20 protein-coding genes are annotated in these 20,424 nt (G+C 65.2%); 12 read left to right on the plus strand and 8 right to left on the minus strand.

The genetic code is table 11. The annotated features are described in order from the left end of the window. Positions 1-19: 19 nt before the first annotated feature. Positions 20-496 carry a cyclic pyranopterin monophosphate synthase MoaC gene (moaC, locus tag R2N11_RS22980; protein WP_316682497.1) on the minus strand — a complete coding sequence of 159 codons (477 nt, stop codon included), beginning with the start codon at positions 494-496 and terminating at the stop codon, positions 20-22. A gap of 104 nt (positions 497-600) precedes the next feature. On the opposite strand from moaC, the gene R2N11_RS22985 reads away from it, so the two are divergent. Continuing rightward, complete coding sequence (locus tag R2N11_RS22985) at positions 601-2,304, plus strand: beta-barrel assembly-enhancing protease (RefSeq protein WP_316682498.1); 1,704 nt, start codon at positions 601-603, stop codon at positions 2,302-2,304. Positions 2,305-2,330: 26 nt separating this feature from the next. On the opposite strand, the gene R2N11_RS22990 is transcribed toward R2N11_RS22985, so the two are convergent. Genes R2N11_RS22990 through R2N11_RS23010 form a run of 5 tightly spaced genes read right to left on the minus strand, consistent with a single transcriptional unit; the run spans position 2,331 to position 5,800 of the window. Then, positions 2,331-2,912, minus strand: a complete 582-nt coding sequence (locus tag R2N11_RS22990) for a DUF2946 family protein (protein ID WP_316682499.1) — start codon at positions 2,910-2,912, stop codon at positions 2,331-2,333. After that, positions 2,905-4,002 (minus strand): YheT family hydrolase, encoded by a 1,098-nt coding sequence (locus tag R2N11_RS22995; protein WP_316682500.1) that lies wholly within the window; start codon positions 4,000-4,002, stop codon positions 2,905-2,907. Before R2N11_RS22995 ends, R2N11_RS22990 begins: the two co-directional genes overlap by 8 nt. Positions 4,003-4,038: 36 nt before the next feature. Further along, entirely contained in the window at positions 4,039-4,479 is a 441-nt protein-coding gene (locus tag R2N11_RS23000) for a YybH family protein (RefSeq protein ID WP_316682501.1), read from the minus strand. 45 nt (positions 4,480-4,524) lie between these two features. Further along, on the minus strand, positions 4,525-5,550 hold the full coding sequence (gene waaF, locus R2N11_RS23005; RefSeq protein ID WP_039600698.1) for a lipopolysaccharide heptosyltransferase II: 1,026 nt from the start codon (positions 5,548-5,550) through the stop codon (positions 4,525-4,527). 52 nt (positions 5,551-5,602) lie between these two features. After that, entirely contained in the window at positions 5,603-5,800 is a 198-nt protein-coding gene (locus tag R2N11_RS23010) for a zinc-finger domain-containing protein (protein WP_048934100.1), read from the minus strand. A gap of 339 nt (positions 5,801-6,139) precedes the next feature. Here R2N11_RS23010 and R2N11_RS23015 point away from each other — a divergent pair, with 339 nt between their 5' ends. From R2N11_RS23015 to rarD, 3 genes are read left to right on the plus strand one after another with little or no spacing between them, the layout of a single operon-like run. Further along, a complete protein-coding gene (locus R2N11_RS23015; protein WP_316682502.1) occupies positions 6,140-6,934 on the plus strand; it encodes an AzlC family ABC transporter permease in 795 nt (264 codons plus the stop codon). After that, positions 6,931-7,254, plus strand: coding sequence for an AzlD domain-containing protein (locus R2N11_RS23020; RefSeq protein WP_199031555.1), 324 nt, complete (start codon positions 6,931-6,933; stop codon positions 7,252-7,254). The genes R2N11_RS23015 and R2N11_RS23020 overlap by 4 nt, the downstream gene beginning before the upstream one ends. Next, entirely contained in the window at positions 7,251-8,165 is a 915-nt protein-coding gene (gene rarD / locus R2N11_RS23025; RefSeq protein ID WP_199031556.1) for an EamA family transporter RarD, read from the plus strand. The genes R2N11_RS23020 and rarD overlap by 4 nt, the downstream gene beginning before the upstream one ends. On the opposite strand, the gene R2N11_RS23030 is transcribed toward rarD, so the two are convergent. Next, the gene (locus R2N11_RS23030) at positions 8,151-10,046 is read right to left on the minus strand and encodes a M66 family metalloprotease (protein WP_316682504.1); all 1,896 of its coding nucleotides are present in this window, start codon (positions 10,044-10,046) and stop codon (positions 8,151-8,153) included. The two genes, rarD and R2N11_RS23030, sit on opposite strands and share 15 nt — an antisense overlap. A gap of 179 nt (positions 10,047-10,225) precedes the next feature. Between R2N11_RS23030 and R2N11_RS23035 the strand changes: the two genes are divergently transcribed. The 8 genes from R2N11_RS23035 (at position 10,226) to R2N11_RS23070 (ending at position 19,103) form a co-directional block, all read left to right on the plus strand. Beyond that, entirely contained in the window at positions 10,226-11,437 is a 1,212-nt protein-coding gene (locus R2N11_RS23035; protein WP_316682505.1) for a phosphoglycerate kinase, read from the plus strand. A gap of 59 nt (positions 11,438-11,496) precedes the next feature. Then, the gene (gene pyk / locus R2N11_RS23040; RefSeq protein ID WP_316682506.1) at positions 11,497-12,936 is read left to right on the plus strand and encodes a pyruvate kinase; all 1,440 of its coding nucleotides are present in this window, start codon (positions 11,497-11,499) and stop codon (positions 12,934-12,936) included. Positions 12,937-13,008: 72 nt separating this feature from the next. Beyond that, complete coding sequence (fba, locus tag R2N11_RS23045; protein WP_199031560.1) at positions 13,009-14,073, plus strand: class II fructose-bisphosphate aldolase; 1,065 nt, start codon at positions 13,009-13,011, stop codon at positions 14,071-14,073. Between the two features lie 113 nt (positions 14,074-14,186). Then, a complete protein-coding gene (locus R2N11_RS23050; protein WP_199031561.1) occupies positions 14,187-15,110 on the plus strand; it encodes a phosphoribosylaminoimidazolesuccinocarboxamide synthase in 924 nt (307 codons plus the stop codon). A gap of 16 nt (positions 15,111-15,126) precedes the next feature. After that, positions 15,127-15,636 carry a 5-(carboxyamino)imidazole ribonucleotide mutase gene (purE, locus tag R2N11_RS23055; RefSeq protein WP_147214432.1) on the plus strand — a complete coding sequence of 170 codons (510 nt, stop codon included), beginning with the start codon at positions 15,127-15,129 and terminating at the stop codon, positions 15,634-15,636. Between the two features lie 19 nt (positions 15,637-15,655). Beyond that, positions 15,656-16,891, plus strand: a complete 1,236-nt coding sequence (locus R2N11_RS23060; RefSeq protein ID WP_199031562.1) for a 5-(carboxyamino)imidazole ribonucleotide synthase — start codon at positions 15,656-15,658, stop codon at positions 16,889-16,891. A gap of 16 nt (positions 16,892-16,907) precedes the next feature. Continuing rightward, positions 16,908-17,912, plus strand: coding sequence for an L-threonylcarbamoyladenylate synthase (locus R2N11_RS23065; RefSeq protein WP_199031563.1), 1,005 nt, complete (start codon positions 16,908-16,910; stop codon positions 17,910-17,912). A 147-nt stretch (positions 17,913-18,059) separates the two neighbouring features. Next, positions 18,060-19,103 carry an SGNH/GDSL hydrolase family protein gene (locus R2N11_RS23070; RefSeq protein ID WP_199031564.1) on the plus strand — a complete coding sequence of 348 codons (1,044 nt, stop codon included), beginning with the start codon at positions 18,060-18,062 and terminating at the stop codon, positions 19,101-19,103. Between the two features lie 70 nt (positions 19,104-19,173). Here the strand turns inward: R2N11_RS23070 and R2N11_RS23075 are convergent, their stop codons facing one another. Further along, positions 19,174-20,403 (minus strand): tetratricopeptide repeat protein, encoded by a 1,230-nt coding sequence (locus tag R2N11_RS23075; protein WP_316682507.1) that lies wholly within the window; start codon positions 20,401-20,403, stop codon positions 19,174-19,176. Positions 20,404-20,424 lie beyond the last annotated feature (21 nt).

Consider the following 20,424-nt stretch of genomic DNA (forward strand, 5'->3'; position numbering starts at 1 on the left):
TCATTGGGGTATGAGCTCGTTAAGCGGCCACCCAATCCCCAGACTTCCCCCCGTGCTTCTCCATCAACCGCACATCCCCAATCACCATCCCCCGATCCACGGCTTTGCACATGTCGTAGATCGTCAGTAGCCCCACCAGCACGGCGGTCAGCGCTTCCATTTCCACACCTGTCTGCCCACGCGTCTCAGCGCGAACGGTGCAGCGGACACTGTGAGCCGCTTCATCCAGATCAAACGCCACCGCCACCTTGGTCAACGCCAACGGATGGCACAGCGGGATCAGGTCAGACGTCCGCTTCGATCCCTGAATCGCCGCAATACGCGCGATCCCCAGTACATCGCCCTTCTTGGCTGTGCCATCGCGCACCAGCGCAAACGTATCGGGCAGCATGCGGATCGTGCCGGTAGCCACCGCCACGCGGTGCGTGACGGCCTTGTCGCCGACGTCGACCATATGGGCTTGTCCGGCGGAATCGAAGTGGGTGAGTTGCGACATAAGTGACCGCAGGATTGCGGAGCAGAAGACGAAGCGTTTTATGATAGCAAGCGCCCGGCGGTTCCCGATGCCGCAGGGCTGATCCTGCACACTGCGCTTTCCGTATGACGCATTCCCTCTTCCGGCCGCGCGCTCGCAAGCTGACGGCCGTTGTGTTGTTGTCGACGTGGCTGGTGCCATTGCCGCTGCCTGTGCTGGCGCAAGTGCCGGCTTCTGCGCCGGCGGCCTCGGCCAATCTGGGTTTAGGCTCTGCTGCGCAGGCGGACCAGGTGCAGAGCAACCTGAACCGCAGCGTGCAGATCGGCCGCCAGTCGCCGTATCTGCAGAAAGACCCGACCGTCATTGATGCGCCAACGTACGAATTGCCCGACATGGGCGATCCGTCCACAGCGGCGCTGTCGCCAGACATGGAGCGCAGGTTGGGCGACCGTGTGATGCGTGAGATCCGGCGTGATCCGGACTACGTGTCCGATCCGTTGCTCAGCGATTACCTGAACACCATCGGCTACAAGCTGATCGAGGCGGCGCGTCGGCAACACGTGGCGGGCAGTACGTCATCGTCTAGCTTCGAGCTGTTTGCGGTGCGCGATCCGGCCATCAATGCGTTTGCGCTGCCGGGTGGCTATATCGGCGTGAACACCGGCACGCTGGTGGCGACCGAGAGCGAGTCGGAACTGGCCTCCGTGCTCGGCCACGAAATCGGCCACGTGCTGCAGCGGCATATCGCGCGCGGCATCGACAAGTCGGGCGAGTCGATGTGGATTGCGTTGGCGTCGCTCCTGCTGGCGGGCCTAGCAGCCACCAAGAGTGGCGATGCGGCGCAGGCGCTGGCGATCGGCGGGCAGGCGGCAGCGGTGTCGAACCAGCTTTCGTTCTCACGCAGTGCCGAGCGTGAGGCGGATCGTGTCGGTTTTACGCTGCTCACCGGCGCCGGCTATGACCCGGAGGGCATGCCGGACTTCTTTCGCCGCATGCAGCGGGTCACCAACATTGCGGATACCGGTGTGGTTCCCGGCTATGCGCGCACGCACCCGCTGACCGGCGAGCGTATCGCCGATATGGCCGACCGTGCACGCGGCCTGCCGCATCCACGCCAACCACGCCGGCCGGAGTTCGGCTTTGCCAAGGCGCGTGCGCGTGTATTGCAGGAAACGTCGACCAGTTCCTACATCGATGTGCGCAATGCTATGCAGTCGCAGTTGACTTCGGCACCGGATGCGCCAGTCGAGAAGCGCGCCGCGCTGTGGTACGGCATTGCGGTGGCCAACCAGATGGCAGGGCGCCTTGACGAAGCCGAGCAAGCGCTGCTGGAGGCGCGTCGCCTGTACGGCAACATCCCCGGTATTACCTCAGGCAGCGTTGATCTGGACGTGACCGCCATCGAGCTGGCGCGCGCCCGCAACCGCACGCCCGAGGCACTGACCTTGGCACGTGCGGCACTTGCTGCGTATCCGTTGTCGCGCGCCGCTGGTATGACGTATGCGCAGACCTTGCTGACGGCCGGCCGGATCGATGACGCCATTCCGTATCTGAAGGACAAGACCCGAGAAGACACGGCGCAATCGATCTGGTGGGACATGCTCGCGCGTGCCTATGCCGACAAGGGCAAGCGCCTGGAGCAGCACCGCGCGCTGGCCGAGAAGTACGCGCGTGACGGTGCATGGGGTTCTGCGGTGGAGCAACTCAAACTGGCTCGCGAAGCAGGCGATGCGGATTTCTACACGCTGTCCGAAGTCGATGCGCGGCTGCATCAGATGGAGCGGCAGTACAAGGAAGAGAAGGCCGAGGACAAGGCGCTACCGAAGTAGTCGGGTGACGCAGTCTCCGGTGATCGCTACGGTGCGGGATGCGGCACGAATCCATAACGCCGTGCGACTTCTGCGCGACGAATCGGCTCGATGTCGAACGTGCGACTGCCGATGGTGAGTGTGCCGAGTGCGGCGCCGCATGCGTCTCCATGCCATTGCGCCAGCGATGAGAACGGCTCCAAGTCGTGATCGTGCAGCGCGGCGATGCTGTCTTCGGCATCCCACCCCGCCACGAGGCCAGACAGCAGCACGTTGCCTTGCTCGTCGGCAAAACAGCCGTTGGGCGAGAAGGCCGCGCCCGTGGTGGTCGTGAAGGCCGGCACTGCGCCATCGGGCACCAGCCGGACAATCCACGGCGTGTACTCCAACTCCACAAACACGCGTTGCGGCCCATTCTGGAAGAACCACTGCCCCGCATCATCGTGCGCGTAGTTGCGCACGATGAAGTCGACCAGCGACGGGTGACGGATCGGATCACCCGACAGCTTGTTGGCCTGCGCAAACTCGTTGCGCATGCGCCATTGGCCGCGTCGGTCCAGCGCCAACCAGCCGAAGCAGTTCGGCACGTTGGGCCATTTGGCCATCGCCTGGCGGACGATCTCATCCATGGGAATCCAAGCCTCCGGGCTGCGCCTGGCGACCGAGCACGTCGTCGAAGAAGCGCAGCACGCGTGCGGGCATCCAGTCGATGCGGCCGGCCATGTTGCGCAGGCCGCTGTCGTGGCGCAGCAGGAAGCCGACGTGGCCGCCATGTTGCGGCTGGTCCAGCACGACGTCCGGTGAGACGTCGGCGGGGCCGGGCAGGTGCTGACCCGGCAGGAATGGATCGTTGCGCGCGTTGAGCACCAGCGCCGGCACGCGCACGTCGCGCAGGATCGGCTTGGACGACGCGCGCGTCCAGTAGTCGAGCACGTCGCGATAGCCGTGCAGCGGTGCAGTGACGAGGTTGTCGAATTCGCCTAGCGTGCGCGTGGCCATCATGGCGGCACGGTCGTACAAGCCCGGGTGCTGGTCGAGCTTGGCGTTGGCCTTGGACTTGAGCGTGCGCAGGAACATGCGCGTGTACACCATGTTGAAGCCGCGAGACAGCGCTGCGCCACCGGCACGCATGTCAAGCGGCGCAGAAACTGTTGCGGCTGCGCTCAGGTGCCGTGCGCCGGTACCGTGCTCGCCCAGATAGCGCAGCAGCGCATTGCCGCCCAGCGAGATGCCCACGGCCAGCAACTTGCGGCCCTGGGGCTCGCAGACCGTCCGGTAAAGCCGCTCAAGAATCCACGCGATTTCAGCACCGTCGCCGCAGTGGTACATGCGCGGGGCGCGGTTCATCTCACCCGAGCAGCCGCGGAAGTGCGGGATCACGCCAGGCCAGCGGCGCGCGCGCAGCGCATCCATCAGCAGGCTCGCGTAGTGGCTGCGCGAATCACCCTCCAGGCCGTGGAACATGACGACGAGCGGCGCGTGCGCATCCGTGTCGTGTGTAGTCCAGTCGAGATCGATGAAGTCCTGGTCGGGCGTGTCCCAGCGCTCGCGCCTGTAGGTGATGCGCGGAAAGCGCCAGAGGCGTGCCGGCACGATGGTCTGTGCGTTGCCGCCGATAAGCCACCACGGCGAGCGGAACGCGTGCGGCTCGAACGGCCCCGCCAGCATGGCGCCGAGGTTCAGTTCAACGGGGGCAGCTTGGCGGAACGAGCGTGTCATCGGACGAATGCATCAGCCACGCCCAGCGCGGCTGGTTTAGTGCAGGGAGTGTGTGGCGCTGGAGATGGAGGCTGCCACACGTTCTTCCGCCGCCTGGCTGGAGTGCACGTGGGCGATGCGCCAGCCTTCGTGGTTCTGCATCAGCACGTAGGTCGTGTGCACATACAGGTCAGCTTCAGTGGCGGTGGCGGAGAAGCGCAGCGCTTCAGTCGCTTCGAAAATCGACACGCCCAGCGATGAGTGCACCTGCTGCGAGAGACATTCGATCCAGACCGGATTCTTCTCGACCAGCGCGTCGAGGCAGCCGCGCAGTTGTTCGTGACCGTTCAGGCGTTGACCATCGGGCAGGATGAAGCTCACGGAATCCTCATCCAGCCACAGCCTGAGCGCGCCATCGGCATCGCGGCGCTTGAGTGCATCGCGATAGGCTTCGAGGATGTCCTCGGCGGCTTCGAACAGGCGGGCAAATCGTGGCATGGCGGCTGGGCGTTCAGGGAAGGACTGCGGACAAGCGTAACGAATCTAAGCCGGCTGCAGCAGCCGGCGCAACTCATGAAACACCATCTCGGGGCCGATGTCGCGCAGGCAGCGCAAGTGGCCCAGCGGGCATTCGCGCGCAAAGCACGGACTGCACTCCAAGTGGAGCCACATGATACTCGCAGCGGGCGACAGGGGCGGCGTATGACGCGGGTCGCTGGAGCCGAACACGGCCACCTGCGGTCGCCCCAGGGCGGCCGTTACGTGCATCAGGCCCGAGTCGTTGCAGATGGCTGCCTCTGAGCGGGCGAGCAGTTCGATGGCCTCATCGAGCGAGGTCTCGCCGCACAGGTTGCGCACAAAGGGCGCACGTTCGACGATGGCGTTGGCCATCTCACGGTCCTTGCCCGAACCGAGCGCGACGATCTGCGCATACGGGAACGAGCGCCGCAGCATCTGTGCAAGCTCGGCAAAGTGCTCGGCAGGCCAGCGCTTGGCGGGGCCATATTCGGCGCCGGGGCAGAAGGCGACCAGACGTGCGTTGCCGGGTATATCGAACTTGGCCGAGGTGGCGGCCACGCGCTGCACGTCAACGTTCAGCTTCGGGTCGGGCAGGGCGTCGGGCAGCTTGGCGCCGGGCTTGAAGGCCAGCGCAGCATAGTGCTGCACCATCGGCGGGCGGGCATTCTTGGGCGGATTCGGGTAGCGCACGTTCAGCACGCCCAGGCGCGACTCGCCCTTGTAACCGATGCGCAGTGGAATGCCGGCCAGCCATGGGATCAGCGCGCTCTTGAACGAGTTCGGCAGCACGTAGGCCGCGTCGAACGTCTCGTTCTTGAGTTGCTGGGCAAACATCGTGCGGCTGCCGAGCTGCAGCTTGCCGTGTGCGAGGTCGGTTGGCAGCACGCGGGCAATCTCGGGCATGCGCGCGAGCACCGGCGCCACCCACTTGGGCGCGATGGCGTGAATCTGCGCACGCGGGTGGCGCGCCTTGATCTGCGCAAACAGCGGCTGCGCCATCAGCGCATCACCGATCCAGTTCGGGGCGACAACGAGGATCTTGCGCATCATCGATTCGCCGGACGTCCGTTGCGACCAGCGTCGTACTGCGAGTGAAGACGGCTCAATGGTGGCCCTTCAGTTCAACGCCGGGAGCCAGCTTGTAGACGGTGCCGCAGTACGGGCACTTGACCTCGCCGGTGTCGGCGATGTCGAGGAACACGCGCGGGTGGTAGTTCCAGGCCGGGGTCTTGGCGGTCGGGCAGTGCAGCGGCAGGTCGTCTGCGCCGATTTCGATTGTGGGTGCAGTTTGCGTGGTCATGATGGGTAGGATTGCCGGCGCGGTCTGAGCAGGTCAGCCGTGCCTTGGTATGGGCCGCAAATTCAAATGCCGAAAATTTCGACGAAGAGGCGAAATTGTAAGGCGTGGGCGCGGGCACGCCAACGCCGATTGTTGCACCGCGTGGCGCCCGGCACGAATCGTTGCGCCGTGGCTGGGCGCGTGCCCATTGGCGTTAAGCGGGCGCTTAACATCAAAAGTATAATCGTGCGTTTCCTACGAGCCACTCATGTCGCCCCCGACGCATCCGCGCCCGCGCGCTGCCGGCAGCCTTTGGCCGGACAATAAAAAAGAGACGAATGCGCCGCTTGAGGGGGCGTCATGGTACTAGCCCGCTGGAGTGCTGCGCTACAACGCCGCTGGCAGGCCATCGACCCTGCGGAACGCGCCGGCTTCTTTGCCGGCATACGGGCGTACATGCCGTCGCTGCCGCCGGTGTTCACCTGGGGCGTGGTGACGGGCGTGGCGATGAGCAAGTCAGTGCTGACCATTCCGCAGGCGATCGGTATGTCGATCTTCGTGTATGCGGGGTCGTCGCAGCTGGCGGTGCTGCCACTGCTGGCGGCTGGGCTGCCGATCTGGACGGTGCTGCTGACGGCGTTCATCGTCAACGTGCGCTTCATCATCTTCAGCGCGGGGCTCGCGCAGCATTTCGGGCATCTGCCGTTCGTGCGGCGGGTGGTCCTGGGCGTGGTCAACGGCGATCTGCCGTTTGTGCTGTTCACCCAGAAATATCCCTCCGCGGCGCCGGAGGTGGGCAAAGAAGGGTATTACTGGGGCATGGTCCTGCTGAGCTTCGTGGCCTGGCAGGTGTCGTCCATCCTGGGCATCGTCGCGGCGAGCCTGTTTCCTGATGCGTGGGGCCTGGCGCTGGCCGGGACGCTCGCGCTGATTCCTGTCATGGTGTCGACCATTCGTAGCCGGGCCACCCTCATGGCGGTGGCCGTGGCGGCGGTGCTGGCGCTGGTTGCCTTCAAGCTGCCGTATCGATTGAGCCTGGTGATTGCCGTCACCGGCGCCATGGCGGCAGGCCTGGCCGCCGATGAGGCCGCCGCGCGCCTGCAATGGCAGCGCCGCCGCGCGGCACAGAAGACGGCCAAGGAGGGGGACGCATGAGCGCGCTGGAGATCTGGCTGGTCATCGCCGGCATGACGGTGGTGACGATCGTTACGCGTTCGCTGTTCCTGATCGTGGGCGACAAGGTCGCGTTGCCGATGCGTTTGCAGCACGCACTGCGCTTTGCGCCGGCGGCAGCGCTCATCGCCATCGTGCTGCCTGACCTGCTCTGGAATCAGGGTCATTTTGATGCGACCTGGACCAACCCGCGCTTGATGGCGGGCGTTGCGGCCACCGCCTTCTATGTGGTGACGCGGCGCATGCTGGGCATGATCTTCGTCGGCATGGGGGTGTTTACCGTGCTGCGCCTCTGGGGATGAATGTGTCGGGTTCCGCTTCCACACGCAATGGTGTGATCTTTGCCTTCCTGGCCTACACGATGTGGGGCCTGTTTCCGCTGTACTTCAAGCTGCTCAAGGCCGTGTCGCCGGTGGAGATCCTGTCGCACCGGGTGATCTGGTCGCTGGCGGTGATGGTGGTGATCCTGCTCGTCAAACGCCACTGGGCGTGGTTGTGGGCGCTGCGCACACAGCCGCGCGTGGTCGGACGCTATGCGGCCAGCACCGCATTGCTGGCGGCTAACTGGCTGACCTATATCTGGGCGGTCAACCATGACCATGTGCTCGACGCAAGCCTGGGCTACTTCATCAACCCGCTGGTGGTGGTGATGCTGGCCTCGCTGGTGCTGGGCGAGCGGCTGCGGCCGGTGCAGTGGGTGTCGGTGGCGCTGGCCGCGGCCGGAGTGGCATGGCTGACCTGGCAGGCCGGTACGCTGCCGTGGATCGCGCTGGCGCTGGCGTTTTCGTTCGGGTTCTATGGCCTGCTGCGCAAGACTTCGCCGCTGGGCGCGCTGGAGGGGCTGACGCTGGAGACGCTGCTGCTGTTTCCGCTCGCGCTGGCCTACCTGGGCTGGCTCGCCGCGCAGCAGCAGAACGCTTTCCTGGTCGCGTCGCCCGGCATGCAGTTGCTGCTGGCGCTGGCCGGCCCGCTGACGGCGTTGCCGCTGCTGTTGTTCGGCGCCGGGGCGCGGCGCATTCCGCTCTCATTGCTGGGGCTGCTGCAGTATGTGAGCCCCACGCTCCAGTTGCTGCTGGGCGTGTGGCTCTACAACGAGCCGTTTGCCGGGCCGAAGGTGGCGGGCTACGTGCTGATCTGGATCGGCCTGGCGGTCTACAGTGCCGAGAGCGCGCTGCGCCTGCAGCGGCGCCCCCAGGTATTACCGGCTAAGTAACACGGTCGGCGTGGCGGGCACTCCGTTCCACGCCATTGGCGTATCGAGCAGCTCCACCTTGGTGATGGCCTTGTTGCCGGGCACGTTGATGGTCCACAGCTTGAAGCTGTCGCCGCTGGTCGGGTCTGCCGTGCTGGTGGCCGGCGTGCCGGTCGGGCTGAACCACGGGCGGAAGCCGCCTTGCAGCACTCGCGTGATCTGCGAGTTGTCGGCGTAGGTCACGCGCACGGTGTAGTCGCAGCCGCTGGCGTGGCAGTACCACGCGTACGTGCCAGTGTTGGGCACGATGGCGGCGCGGTCGGCAGCGCTGGTCGGGTCAAACGTCTGGATCAGGTTGCCGGTGAAGGGCAGCGGCGGATAGATCTGCGAAACCCCCGCCGTGCCTGCGCGGCTCAACGTGATGGCGATGGCGTACACCGGCACGTTGGTCTGCGTCGGCAAGTTCTGGTTGATGCCGTACAGGCCGTTGCTGGTGGTTGTGGGCGTGTAGGCCACGCGCGCCTGGGTGGCCGCATTCCACTGGCTGTAGCCGGTGGGGGACGCCGCGTCGACCAGGATGCGGCCCTGCAGCCAGGCCTGCATCTTTCCTGTATTGAAATCCGAGAACGTGGCGAACTTGTAGCCCGGCGATTGATCGCCCGCGCCGCCCTGCATCGGGTCTTGCTTGATGCAGCGGTTGGCGGAATCGGTCTGGTGGCCGCTCGCACAGTTGGCGTAGCTGCTGGCTGTGGTCGGCACGCGGGTGTCGAGGAACTGGTTCTTGTTCGGGTCGTAGCCCCACACCGAGCCCGTCAGGCTGCCGCTGGCGTACGGATACGTGCCGGCGGTGTAGGCATCGCCCGCATGCGGCAGACCGAACGCGTGGCCTTGCTCGTGGATGAAGATGCCGGTGTAGTTCTGGTCGCCCACGCCCGCATTGCCGCCACCCAGGCCGCCACCGAGGAACACCGGCTTGTTCGTCACCGGATCGACCGGCAGGATCGGCGCGTAGTACTGGTTGTTGGTCGGGCCTTCGCCGTTGGCGTTGCGCAGGCTCTGGATCAGGCTGAGCACCGAGCTCATCACCGCGTAGCCCTCTTTCTGCTGGCTCATGGCCGTGACCACGTAGGCCGGCTGCGCAACGTTGCCACTGTCCGCACGCGGCGCGATCACCATGCTCGGCCACGACACGCGCCCGATCGGGTGGTTGGCTGCCGTCAGCGCCGAGACCGGCCACTTGGCGAAGATCTCCTGCTGCGTCACGGCGTCCGGCGCCTTGACGGTCGACAGCGGCGTCGTATTCGAATCGTTCGCGCCAAAGAGGTAGAACGGCAGCACACGCAGCGTGATGTCCGCATTGGTGCCGAAGCTGGGTGTGTGGCTGGTGCTGGCGGTGTAGTTGGCTGCCGATACGCGGAATGTCGTGCCGGGCACCATCCACGCGGCGGGCACGGTCGCGCTCCAACGGTCGGTTGCGTACGGGCGGCCGGCAGATTCCGTCGGCGGCAGGGCGCTGGGCGCATTCAGCGCTAGGCTACCGACCAGCGCGCCGTTGCGCCAGGCTTCCAGCTTGGGTTGCTGAACATCCGCCTGCCCGATCGACGCCAGCGCCAGCGCGCCCCGATTGCCGGTGAGCTGCAGCGTGCCGGTGGTGTTCGGCAGCGTCCAGGTGAGACCGCTCTCGGGCAGCACGTGCGTCTGCGCAAACTCCAGCATGTTCAGCGCGAGCGGGCCGGCGGCCGGCGTGGTGGGTGAGGTTGGGGTGCCGGTCGATCCGCCGTCCGGCTGGGTGCTGGAAGTGGCGCCTGTGGAGGCTCCGTCGCCGCCGCCGCAAGCGGTCAGCAGCAGGGTGGTCAAGGCGGCCGCCAGCGTGGCGCGGCCCAGAGTTGGCGCTTGGCTCATATCAAACTCCCGACGTATTTATGTTTATTGGCGCGCACATTCTAGCTTTGTGGAGGATTGTGAAGATAGGCGCGCTCCCCTGGTCAGGGGATTCGGGGTTTCGTTCGTCCGTTTTACGGCGAGCGTGCAAGGGTGATCAGGTAAAATCGTCGTTTTCCGCGATTCCTACTGTTGCTGCCATGCCTCACGTTCTGCGTCTGTCCGATCTCATCTCCGAAGGCAAGCTTGCCGGCAAGCGTGTGTTTATCCGCGCCGACCTCAACGTGCCGCAAGACGACGCCGGCAACATCACCGAAGACACCCGCATCCGCGCTTCCGTGCCGGCCCTCGAGGCTGCGCTGGGCGCGGGTGCCGCCGTGATGGTCACGTCGCACCTGGGCCGCCCGACCGAGGGCGAGTTCAAGCCGGAAGACTCGCTGGCACCCGTTGCCAAACGCCTGTCCGAGCTGCTGGGCCGTGACGTGACGCTGGTGCAGAACTGGGTGGATGGTGTGGACGTTGCGCCCGGCCAGGTCGTGCTGCTGGAAAACTGCCGCGTGAACAAGGGCGAGAAGAAGAACAGCGACGAACTGGCCCAGAAGATGGCCAAGCTGTGCGACGTCTATGTCAACGACGCCTTCGGCACCGCCCACCGCGCGGAAGCCACTACCCACGGTATCGCCAAGTTCGCTCCTGTCGCCTGTGCCGGCCCGCTGCTGGCCGCAGAACTCGATGCGCTGGGCAAGGCACTGGGCCAACCGGCGCGTCCGCTGGTGGCGATCGTGGCCGGCTCCAAGGTGTCGACCAAGCTGACCATCCTGAAGTCGCTGGCCGACAAGGTGGACAATCTGATCGTCGGCGGCGGCATCGCCAACACGTTCATGCTGGCTGCCGGCCTGAAGATCGGTAAGTCGCTGGCCGAAGCCGATCTGGTGGGCGACGCCAAGACCATCATCGACCTGATGGCTGCACGCGGCGCGTCGGTACCCATTCCCGTGGATGTGGTGTGCGCCAAGGAATTCAGCGCCACTGCTGCCGCTACCGTCAAGGATGTGAAGGACGTGGCGGATGACGACATGATTCTCGATATCGGACCGAAGACGGCCGCCATGCTGGCTGACCAGCTCAAGGCCGCCGGCACGATCGTGTGGAACGGCCCGGTCGGCGTGTTCGAGTTCGACCAGTTCGGCAACGGCACCAAGGTGCTGGCCGAGGCCATCGCTGCCTCGTCGGGCTTCTCGATTGCAGGCGGCGGCGACACGCTGGCGGCCATCGCCAAGTACACCATCGCTGACAAGGTGGGCTATATCTCCACTGGCGGCGGTGCGTTCCTGGAGTTCCTGGAAGGCAAGACGCTGCCGGCCGTGGAAATTCTGGAACAGCGCGCCCAGAACCAGGCCGCACTGGCCTGATTGCGCCGCTTGACTCCACATCGCTCGCATTACCCCACAACACCAACGAGACACCGCCCATGACCCGCGCCACCAAGATCGTCGCCACGCTCGGCCCCGCGTCCAGCACGCAGGAAGTCCTGACCCGCATGATCTCGGCCGGGGTGGACGTGGTGCGGCTGAATTTCTCGCACGGCACCGCGCAGGATCACATCGACCGCGCGCAGCTCGTGCGTGAGGTGGCGCGCTCGGTGGGGCGCGAGGTCGCCATCATGGCCGATCTGCAGGGTCCGAAGATCCGCGTCGGCAAGTTCGAGACCGGCAAGATCACCCTGACCCCGGGCGACCGCTTCACGCTCGATGCGCGTTGCGAACTGGGCAACCAGGAGCGCGCTGGCCTCGACTACAAGGAGCTGCCGCGCGACGTCGGTCCTGGTGATTTGCTGCTGCTCAATGATGGCCTGATCGTGCTGCAGGTCGCGCGCGTGGTGGGCGAAGAGATTGAAACCATCGTCAAGATTGGCGGCGAGCTGTCCAACAACAAAGGCATCAACCGCCAGGGCGGCGGGCTGTCGGCCCCGGCGCTGACCGCCAAGGACATGGAAGACATCAAGACCGCGATGGCGCTGGGCGCCGACTACGTTGCGGTCAGCTTCCCCAAGAACGCCACCGACATGGAAATGGCGCGCCAACTGGCCGTGGTGGCGGGGCAGCCGCACAACCACAAGCCGCGCATGATCGCCAAGATCGAGCGCGCCGAGGCGATCCGCCCGGGCGTGCTCGAAGAGATCCTGGCCGCGTCCGACGGCATCATGGTCGCCCGTGGCGACCTGGCGGTGGAAGTGGGCAACGCGGCCGTGCCGGCGCTGCAGAAGCGCATGATCAAGCTCGCGCGCGAAGCCAACAAGCTGACCATCACCGCCACGCAGATGATGGAATCGATGATCGTCAACCCGGTGCCGACGCGCGCCGAGGTGTCGGACGTCGCCAACGCTGTGCTGGACGGCACCGATGCCGTGATGCTCTCCGCCGAGACCGCCGCCGGTCGCTACCCGGTCGAGACCATCGAAGCCATGGCAGCCATCTGCGTGGAAGCCGAGAAGTCGCAGCCGGTGCACCTGGACACGGACTTCCTCGAACAGACTTTCAGCCGCATCGACCAATCGATCGCCATGGGGGCGCTCTTCACGGCCTACCATTTACAGGTGAAGGCGATTGCCGCGCTGACCGATTCCGGTGCCACCGCGCTGTGGATGAGCCGTCACGGTATCAACGTGCCGATCTATGCGATGACGCCCAACGTGGGCTCGCAACGCAAGATGGCCCTGTACCGCAACGTGCAGGCGCTGCCACTGGCCACCAGCACTGACCGCGACGAGGCGCTGCATCAGGCGGAAGAACTGCTGGTTGCGCGCGGCGTCGTGCAGCGCGGCGACTTCATCGTCCTGACCGTCGGCGAGCCGATGGGGCAGGCGGGCGGTACCAACACACTCAAGATTGTCCGCGTCGGCATGCACTGACGCCCATGACGGAACGCTGTTTGCTAAAAGCGTTCCTGAGACCGAATACAGATCGACCCATAGGAGAAAACCATGCCACTCGTTTCCATGCGCCAACTGCTGGACCACGCCGCTGAAAACGGCTACGGCCTGCCGGCATTCAACGTGAACAACCTGGAGCAGGTCCAGGCCGTGATGGAAGCGGCCAAGGAAACCGGCGCGCCGGTGATCCTGCAAGCCAGCGCAGGCGCCCGCAAGTACGCCGGCGAGGCTTTCATCAAGCACCTGATCCAGGCCGCCGTTGAAGCCTATCCGGAGATCCCGCTGGTGATGCACCAGGATCACGGCCAAAGCCCGGCCATCTGCCAGGGCGCCATCGACCTGGGCTTCGGCTCGGTCATGATGGACGGCTCGCTGATGGAAGACGGCAAGACGCCGTCGAGCTTCGACTACAACGTGGACGTCACGCGTCGCGTGGTCGACATGGCGCACAAGGTTGGCGTGACCGTCGAGGGTGAACTCGGCTGCCTGGGCAACCTGGAAACCGGTGATGCCGGCGAGGAAGATGGCATTGGCGCTGCCGGCAAGCTGGATCACAGCCAGATGCTGACCGATCCGGAAGAGGCTGCTGTGTTCGTCAAGGCCACCCAACTGGACGCTCTGGCCATCGCCATCGGCACCAGCCACGGCGCCTACAAGTTCTCGCGCAAGCCCACCGGCGACATCCTCGCGATCAGCCGCGTGAAGGAAATCCACGCGCGTATCCCGAACACCCACCTGGTGATGCACGGCTCGTCCTCCGTGCCGCAAGAGCTGCTGGCCATCATCAACCAGTACGGCGGCAAGATGAAGGAAACCTACGGCGTGCCGGTCGAGGAAATCCAGGAAGCCATCAAGTACGGCGTGCGCAAGATCAACATCGACACCGACATCCGCCTGGCCATGACCGGCGCCGTGCGCAAGTTCCTGGCCGAGAACCCGGACAAGTTCGATGCCCGCGAATGGCTCAAGCCCGCGCGTGAGGCGGCCAAGCAAGTCTGCAAGCAGCGTTACATCCAGTTCGGCTGTGAAGGCCAGGCTGGCAAGATCAAGCCGGTCAGCCTGTCGGTGATGGCCGCTGACTACAGCAACGGCAAGCTGGCGCAAGTGGTGCAGTAAGCATTTCGCGTCACCACGAGCAAACGGCTGGCACTGCGCCAGCCGTTTTGCATTGCATGGGCCACGTATAATGCTGGCCTTCCACGTTTTCTCATCTCCTCTCGGGTTCCGCCGTGTCCGCCACCCCTGCATCCACCGCCCTTTATGAATCGTCGATCACTAGCCTGCCGTTGCTCGGCCGTGGCAAGGTGCGCGAGAACTACGCCGTCGGCGACGACAAGCTGCTGATGGTTACTACTGACCGCCTGTCGGCGTTTGACGTGATCCTCGGTCAGCCGATTCCGGACAAGGGCAAGGTCTTGGCACAGATGTCGGATTTCTGGTTCAACAAGCTGCGCCACATCGTGCCGACGCACGAGACGGGCATCGCACCGGAAACCGTGGTGGCTCCGAACGAAGTCGACCAGGTGCGCGGCCGCGCCATCGTGGTCAAGCGCCTGAAGCCGATCCTGGTGGAAGCCGTGGTGCGCGGCTATCTGGCCGGCAGCGGTTGGAAGGACTACCAGGCGACCGGCGCCGTGTGCGGCGTGCACCTGGCCCCCGGCCTGCAGAACGCGCAGAAGCTGCCCGAGCCGATCTTCACCCCCGCCGCCAAGGCTGACGTGGGCGAGCACGACGAGAACATCTCCTTCGATGAAGTCGAGCGCCGCATCGGTGCGGATCTTGCCGCACAGATCCGCGACGTGAGCATCCGCCTGTACAAGGAAGCCGCCGACTTTGCCGCCACGCGCGGCATCATCATTGCTGACACCAAGTTCGAATTCGGTCTGGATGAGAACGGCACCCTGACGCTGATGGATGAGGCGCTCACGGCAGATTCCTCGCGCTTCTGGCCGGCCGATTCGTACCAGGTGGGCACCAACCCGCCGTCGTTCGACAAGCAGTTCGTGCGCGACTGGCTCGAAGCCGTGCGCATCGACGGCAAGCCGTGGCCGAAGACCGCTCCGGCGCCGCAACTGCCGGCCGACGTGATCGAGAAGACTGCCAGCAAGTACCGTGAAGCACTGACCCGCCTGACCGGCGAGTCGCTGCGTTAAACCAGGAGCGACGACGATGACCGCACAGCAATCTGCTCCGCTCGTTGGCGTGGTGATGGGCTCCAGCTCCGACTGGGAAGTCATGCGCCACGCTGTGGACATGCTCACGCAGTTCGGCATTCCGTTCGAAGCGCAAGTTGTCTCGGCGCATCGCATGCCGGACGACATGTTTCGCTACGCCGAAGCTGCACGCGGCCGGGGTTTGCGCGCCATCATCGCCGGTGCCGGCGGGGCAGCACACCTGCCGGGCATGATCGCCGCCAAGACGATCGTGCCGGTGTTCGGCGTGCCGGTGCCATCCAAGTACCTGCGCGGCGAAGACTCGCTGCTCTCCATCGTGCAGATGCCCAAGGGCATTCCGGTGTCGACATTTGCCATTGGTGAAGCGGGTGCGGCCAATGCGGCGCTCGCGGCCATCGCCACCATCGCGACCACCGATGCAGCGCTGGCCGACAAGCTCGAAGCCTTCCGCGCGCAACAAACCGAAGTGGCACGCGGGATGACGCTCCCCGTGCACGGCGCCTAAGCAACCTACGACCTGATTCATGGCCGACGACCTGAACCCGCGCCTGGCGCAAGCTCATACCCCGGAATCCCGCGCGCTGAACGTTCCCAACGCGATCCTGCCCGATGCCTGGCTGGGCATGCTGGGCGGCGGCCAGCTTGGCCGCATGTTCACGCACGCTGCGCAGGCGATGGGCTACAAGGTCTGCGTGCTTGATCCGGACCCGAACAGCCCCGCCGGCACCATCGCCGAGCGCCACCTGTGCGCGGGTTACACCGATGAAGCCGCGCTGGCTGAAATGGCGGCGCTGTGCCCAGCCGTTACCACTGAATTCGAAAACGTGCCGGCACTCGCGCTCGACCGCCTGGAGCAACTGGGTGCGTTTGTCGCACCGCGCGCCAACTGCGTGTCGATCGCCCAGAACCGCATCGCCGAAAAGAAGTTCTTCGCGCTGTGCGCTGCCCGCACGGGTATCCACCCGGCACCGAGCTGGGTGATCGAGCACGAAGCCGACATTGAGCAATTACCTGCGGACCTGCTGCCCGGCATCCTGAAGATTGCCCGCATGGGCTATGACGGCAAGGGGCAAGCGCGCGTCTCGACGATTGAAGAACTGCGCGCCGCCTGGGGCGCCATGCAGCACGTGCCGTGCGTGCTGGAGAAGATGCTGCCGCTGGCGTACGAGGTGTCTGTGCTGGCCGCCCGTGCCGCCGATGGCAGCACCGCCACCTGGCCGTTGGCCGAGAACGCCCACCGTGACGGCATCCTGTTCTCGACCATCATGCCCTCGCGCAGCGTGTCGGATGACATTGCCACGCGCACCCGCGCGGCCGCCGCGATGATCGCTGAGGAGATGGGCTACGTCGGCGTGCTGTGCGTCGAGTTCTTCGTGCTGCAGGATGGCTCGCTGGTGGCCAACGAGATGGCGCCGCGCCCGCACAACTCCGGCCACATCACCATGGATGTGTGCGAGACCAGCCAGTTCGAGCAGCAGGTGCGCGCCATGGCCCGCCTGCCGCTGGGCAGTACGCGCCAGCATTCGCCGGGGCGTATGCTGAATGTGTTGGGCGACGTGTGGTTCGAATACGGTCTGGAACGTACGCCTGCGTGGCACGAGGTCATGGGCCACAGCGGCGCCAAGGTCCACCTGTACGGCAAGGCCGATGCGCGCCCAGGCCGCAAGATGGGCCACGTGAACTGCGTCGGCACCTCGCCGGAGGTGGTGGACGAAGCCTTCCGCCACGCCGCACACGTGCTCGGTCTGCAGCCGGATTAAGCGAGCACGCATCATCATGCACAAGTCGACCACGCCCTACGTCATGCCTTCGCGCGAGCGCCTGGATGAGGCCGCGCGCAAGCTGGAGGCGGGCGAGCTGGTCGCCTTCCCGACCGAGACTGTCTATGGTCTCGGCGCCGATGCCGAAAACCCACAGGCCATCGCCAAGATCTACGCGGCCAAGGGGCGGCCATCCAACCACCCCGTGATCGTGCATGTGGTGGATGGCGCGGACATCTCCTACTGGGCGGATGACGTGCCCGGCATCGCGCTGCAACTCATCGAAGCCTTCTGGCCCGGACCGCTGACGCTGATCCTGAAACGTGCGCCGCACATTCCGGCTGCAGTGGCGGGCGGGCAGGACAGCATCGGGCTGCGCTGCCCGTCGCATCCGGTGGCGCAGGCGCTGCTCTCGCGCTTCAAGCGCGGGCGTGGCGGCATTGCTGCGCCCTCGGCCAACAAGTTCGGCCAGGTCAGCCCGACGACCGCGCAGCATGTGCGTGACGAATTTGGCGATGCCGTGTTCGTGCTCGAAGGTGACGGCGTGGACGTGGGCATCGAGTCCACCATCATCGATCTCTCTCGGCTGGACCAGGGCATCGGCCCCGTGCTGCTGCGCCCAGGTGCCATCACTCCCGACGACATTGAGCGCGTGACCGGCGAGATGCCCGCGATGCCCGATGCTGCCGCGCCTCGTGCCTCTGGCACGTTGAAGGCGCACTACGCGCCGCGCACGCCGCTGTATCTGCTCTGCGCGGCTGAGGTGCCCGCCCGCCTGGCTGCACTGCCTGCCGGCAAGCGCATCGTCTGGCTTGGCGCGCCCGTGGCATTGCCAGCAGGCTGCGACCAGCAAGCCGCGCCGGTCACACCAGCGGCCTACGCCAACGCGTTGTATGCACTGCTGCGCGAGCTCGATCGCGGCGGCTACGACGCCATCTGGGTAGAAACCCTAGCCGATACCCCCGCCTGGGCAGCCGTCAACGACCGCCTGCGTCGCGCCGCCGCCGCGTTCGCCGCTTAGTTCGAGTTGGGCCTCTAATTCTTAGGCTGCACGCGTTCGCCGTGCACCTGCCAACCTCGCTACACTTGGGCGTTGTGTCGTCTGGCGTGCTTCAAACGCACGGGCAACGCACCACAGATCAAAAAAATTCCATACGGGAGACAGACCATGAAGTTGCGTCAATGGATGGGGCTCGCATCGGCGGCCCTTGCCTTGGGCCTGGCCGCTTGCGGCGGCGAATCCGATCAAAGCGGTAACAGCAGCAGCGCCCCCAAGGTTCAGCGCGTGGTGGTGTTCGGCGACAGCCTGAGCGACGCTGGCACCTACACACCGGCAGCGGCCGCTGTGGGCGGTGGCAGGTTCACCACCAACCCCGGCCCGGTGTGGGCGGAAACCGTGGCATCGCAACTGGGCGTGGCGCTCACGCCGGCAGTGATGGGTTACGCGAACCAGGTGCAGACCTGCCCGAAACCCGGTTGCTTTGACTATGCGCAAGGCGGTTCGCGCGTGACCGATCCGAACGGCATCGGCCACAACGGCGGTGCAGGCGCGCTGACCTATCCGGTCAAGCAGCAGCTCGCCAACTTCTACGCGGCCAGCAACAACACGTTCAACGGTAGCGGTGACGTGGTGTTCGTGTTCGGTGGCAACAACGACATCTTCTACTGGGCTGCCGCTGTCGCCACGCCGAACTCGGGCGTGACGCCGGCCATCGCCACTGCGCAGGTGCAACAGGCTGCGACCGATCTGGTCGGTTACATCAAGGACATGATCAGCAAGAACGCGACGCAGCTCTACGTGTTCAACCTGCCGGACAGCAGCCTGACGCCGCAAGGCGTGGCGGGCGGCCCGCAAGGCCAGGCACTGCTGCATGCGCTGGTGGGTACGTTCAACACCACGCTGCAAGCCGGCCTGACGGGTACCACCGCTCGCGTGATCGACTTCAACTCGCAACTGACCGCCGTGATCCAGAACGGCACGCAGTTCGGCTTCAGCAATACCAGCACGCCGGCTTGCGATGCGACCAAGATCAACGCACTGGTGCCGGGCGCTGGCGGTAGCTCGCTGTTTTGCTCGGCCAACACGCTGGTGGCGGCCGGTGCAGACCAGTCCTACCTGTTCGCCGACGGAGTGCACCCGACCACGGGCGGCCATCGCCTGATCGCGAGCAACGTGCTGCAGCGTTTGCTGGCGGACAGCCTGATGCACTGATCCAGCAAGTACCGGTTCAAGCAAAGCGCCCGCGCAAGCGGGCGTTTTTATTTGCGGGGCGATGCGTGCACTACTGCGCTGTCGGCGCCGGCAACACTACTGCCAGGCGGGCCAGGGTCGCCTTCAGTACATCGCTCTTCGGCCAGATGTCGAGGCCTTGTTTGAAGACCTCCTGCGCTTCGTCGGTCCGGCCGAGTTTCCACAACACCTCGCCCTTGTGTGCGAGACCTTCCGCACGGGCCTCACGTACCAGGTCGTCGCTGATGCCATAGTCGCCATTCGGTTGATTGAAGACGGCGATGGAGCGGTCGAACGCGCTGAGCGCCTCTTCATTGCGGCCCAGCCTGTATAGCGCCCAGCCCCTACTGTCGAGGGCGAACGGATCGTCCGGGTGTTGTGCCAGATAGGTTTCGATCATGGACAGGCCGCGCTCCACACGCAGCCCTGCGTCGGCGAGTTCATAGCCGTAGCTGTTGAGCTTGTCGTCAGGCACCGGGCGCACGTCAAGTGCGAGGTCGATGTGTTCTGGATTGCGCTCGGTAATGGCCAGTGACATCAGCTTGCGCGCGATGCGGTCCTGAAAGCCTTCGCTGAGCTTTGCACTGTTGGCGATCATTGCACCCAGGTACTGCGCATAGAGCGCCGACGGGCTTTGCGTCTCGTCTGCATTGGCGATGGCTCTGCCGGGGCCGGCGCACCAAGCGTAGTCCTCGGGCGTGAACTGCATGTCGGTATCGAGTTGGACGGTGCGTGGTTCCCGTGACTGCGCGTAGTACGAATAGCCCTCGTCATTGGCGCGGCCGCAGATCAGGTATTCGTCCGTGACATCCAGCAGGTACGGGAAGTGGCTCAGCGAGACGTCATCGAATTTGCTGACCAGGTGAAAGGATTCACCAAACTCGCCCTGCCCGATGATCGGGTTGAGTATCCAGCGCTTGGCCGGGTAGCGCTTGTGCAGGCGGACCTTGACCGTGCGCCCCGCACCATCGGTCGTGCCGAAGATCACGCTGTCGTCTTCATCTTTCTTGGGCGGTTTCCCTGCGATGGTGTGACCCGGTAGGAACAGACGGTAGCGCGCGTTAGGCATCGGCTTCCCGGTCGAGGGATCGATCAGCACGAACTGATGGACCTGTGCGCCATGGCCGAGTGTGGCCGTCGGGGGGATCCAATCACGCGCGGTGGCGGGCAGCGCCGCGCAAAAAAATGCCGCGCTAAGAAGCGCGGCTGAGAGACGGGAAAGCATATTGTTGGGAGGGGGGCTGGCGAAAAAATTCAACGCCCCATCATAGCCAAGCTGCATCGCCCGGATGTTAAGAGTGCT

This window comes from Ralstonia flaminis (assembly GCF_958415495.1).
In the GTDB taxonomy this organism is placed as follows: domain Bacteria; phylum Pseudomonadota; class Gammaproteobacteria; order Burkholderiales; family Burkholderiaceae; genus Ralstonia; species Ralstonia flaminis.

Bases quoted from the DNA above. Each gene is read 5' to 3' on its own strand.
- moaC (WP_316682497.1), bottom strand. From the start codon at position 496: ATGTCGCAACTCACCCACTTCGATTCCGCCGGACAAGCCCATATGGTC.
- R2N11_RS22985 (WP_316682498.1), top strand. From the start codon at position 601: ATGACGCATTCCCTCTTCCGGCCGCGCGCTCGCAAGCTGACGGCCGTT.
- R2N11_RS22990 (WP_316682499.1), bottom strand. From the start codon at position 2,912: ATGGATGAGATCGTCCGCCAGGCGATGGCCAAATGGCCCAACGTGCCG.
- R2N11_RS22995 (WP_316682500.1), bottom strand. From the start codon at position 4,002: ATGACACGCTCGTTCCGCCAAGCTGCCCCCGTTGAACTGAACCTCGGC.
- R2N11_RS23000 (WP_316682501.1), bottom strand. From the start codon at position 4,479: ATGCCACGATTTGCCCGCCTGTTCGAAGCCGCCGAGGACATCCTCGAA.
- waaF (WP_039600698.1), bottom strand. From the start codon at position 5,550: ATGATGCGCAAGATCCTCGTTGTCGCCCCGAACTGGATCGGTGATGCG.
- R2N11_RS23010 (WP_048934100.1), bottom strand. From the start codon at position 5,800: ATGACCACGCAAACTGCACCCACAATCGAAATCGGCGCAGACGACCTG.
- R2N11_RS23015 (WP_316682502.1), top strand. From the start codon at position 6,140: ATGGTACTAGCCCGCTGGAGTGCTGCGCTACAACGCCGCTGGCAGGCC.
- R2N11_RS23020 (WP_199031555.1), top strand. From the start codon at position 6,931: ATGAGCGCGCTGGAGATCTGGCTGGTCATCGCCGGCATGACGGTGGTG.
- rarD (WP_199031556.1), top strand. From the start codon at position 7,251: ATGAATGTGTCGGGTTCCGCTTCCACACGCAATGGTGTGATCTTTGCC.
- R2N11_RS23030 (WP_316682504.1), bottom strand. From the start codon at position 10,046: ATGAGCCAAGCGCCAACTCTGGGCCGCGCCACGCTGGCGGCCGCCTTG.
- R2N11_RS23035 (WP_316682505.1), top strand. From the start codon at position 10,226: ATGCCTCACGTTCTGCGTCTGTCCGATCTCATCTCCGAAGGCAAGCTT.
- pyk (WP_316682506.1), top strand. From the start codon at position 11,497: ATGACCCGCGCCACCAAGATCGTCGCCACGCTCGGCCCCGCGTCCAGC.
- fba (WP_199031560.1), top strand. From the start codon at position 13,009: ATGCCACTCGTTTCCATGCGCCAACTGCTGGACCACGCCGCTGAAAAC.
- purE (WP_147214432.1), top strand. From the start codon at position 15,127: ATGACCGCACAGCAATCTGCTCCGCTCGTTGGCGTGGTGATGGGCTCC.
- R2N11_RS23060 (WP_199031562.1), top strand. From the start codon at position 15,656: ATGGCCGACGACCTGAACCCGCGCCTGGCGCAAGCTCATACCCCGGAA.
- R2N11_RS23065 (WP_199031563.1), top strand. From the start codon at position 16,908: ATGCACAAGTCGACCACGCCCTACGTCATGCCTTCGCGCGAGCGCCTG.
- R2N11_RS23070 (WP_199031564.1), top strand. From the start codon at position 18,060: ATGAAGTTGCGTCAATGGATGGGGCTCGCATCGGCGGCCCTTGCCTTG.
- R2N11_RS23075 (WP_316682507.1), bottom strand. From the start codon at position 20,403: ATGCAGCTTGGCTATGATGGGGCGTTGAATTTTTTCGCCAGCCCCCCT.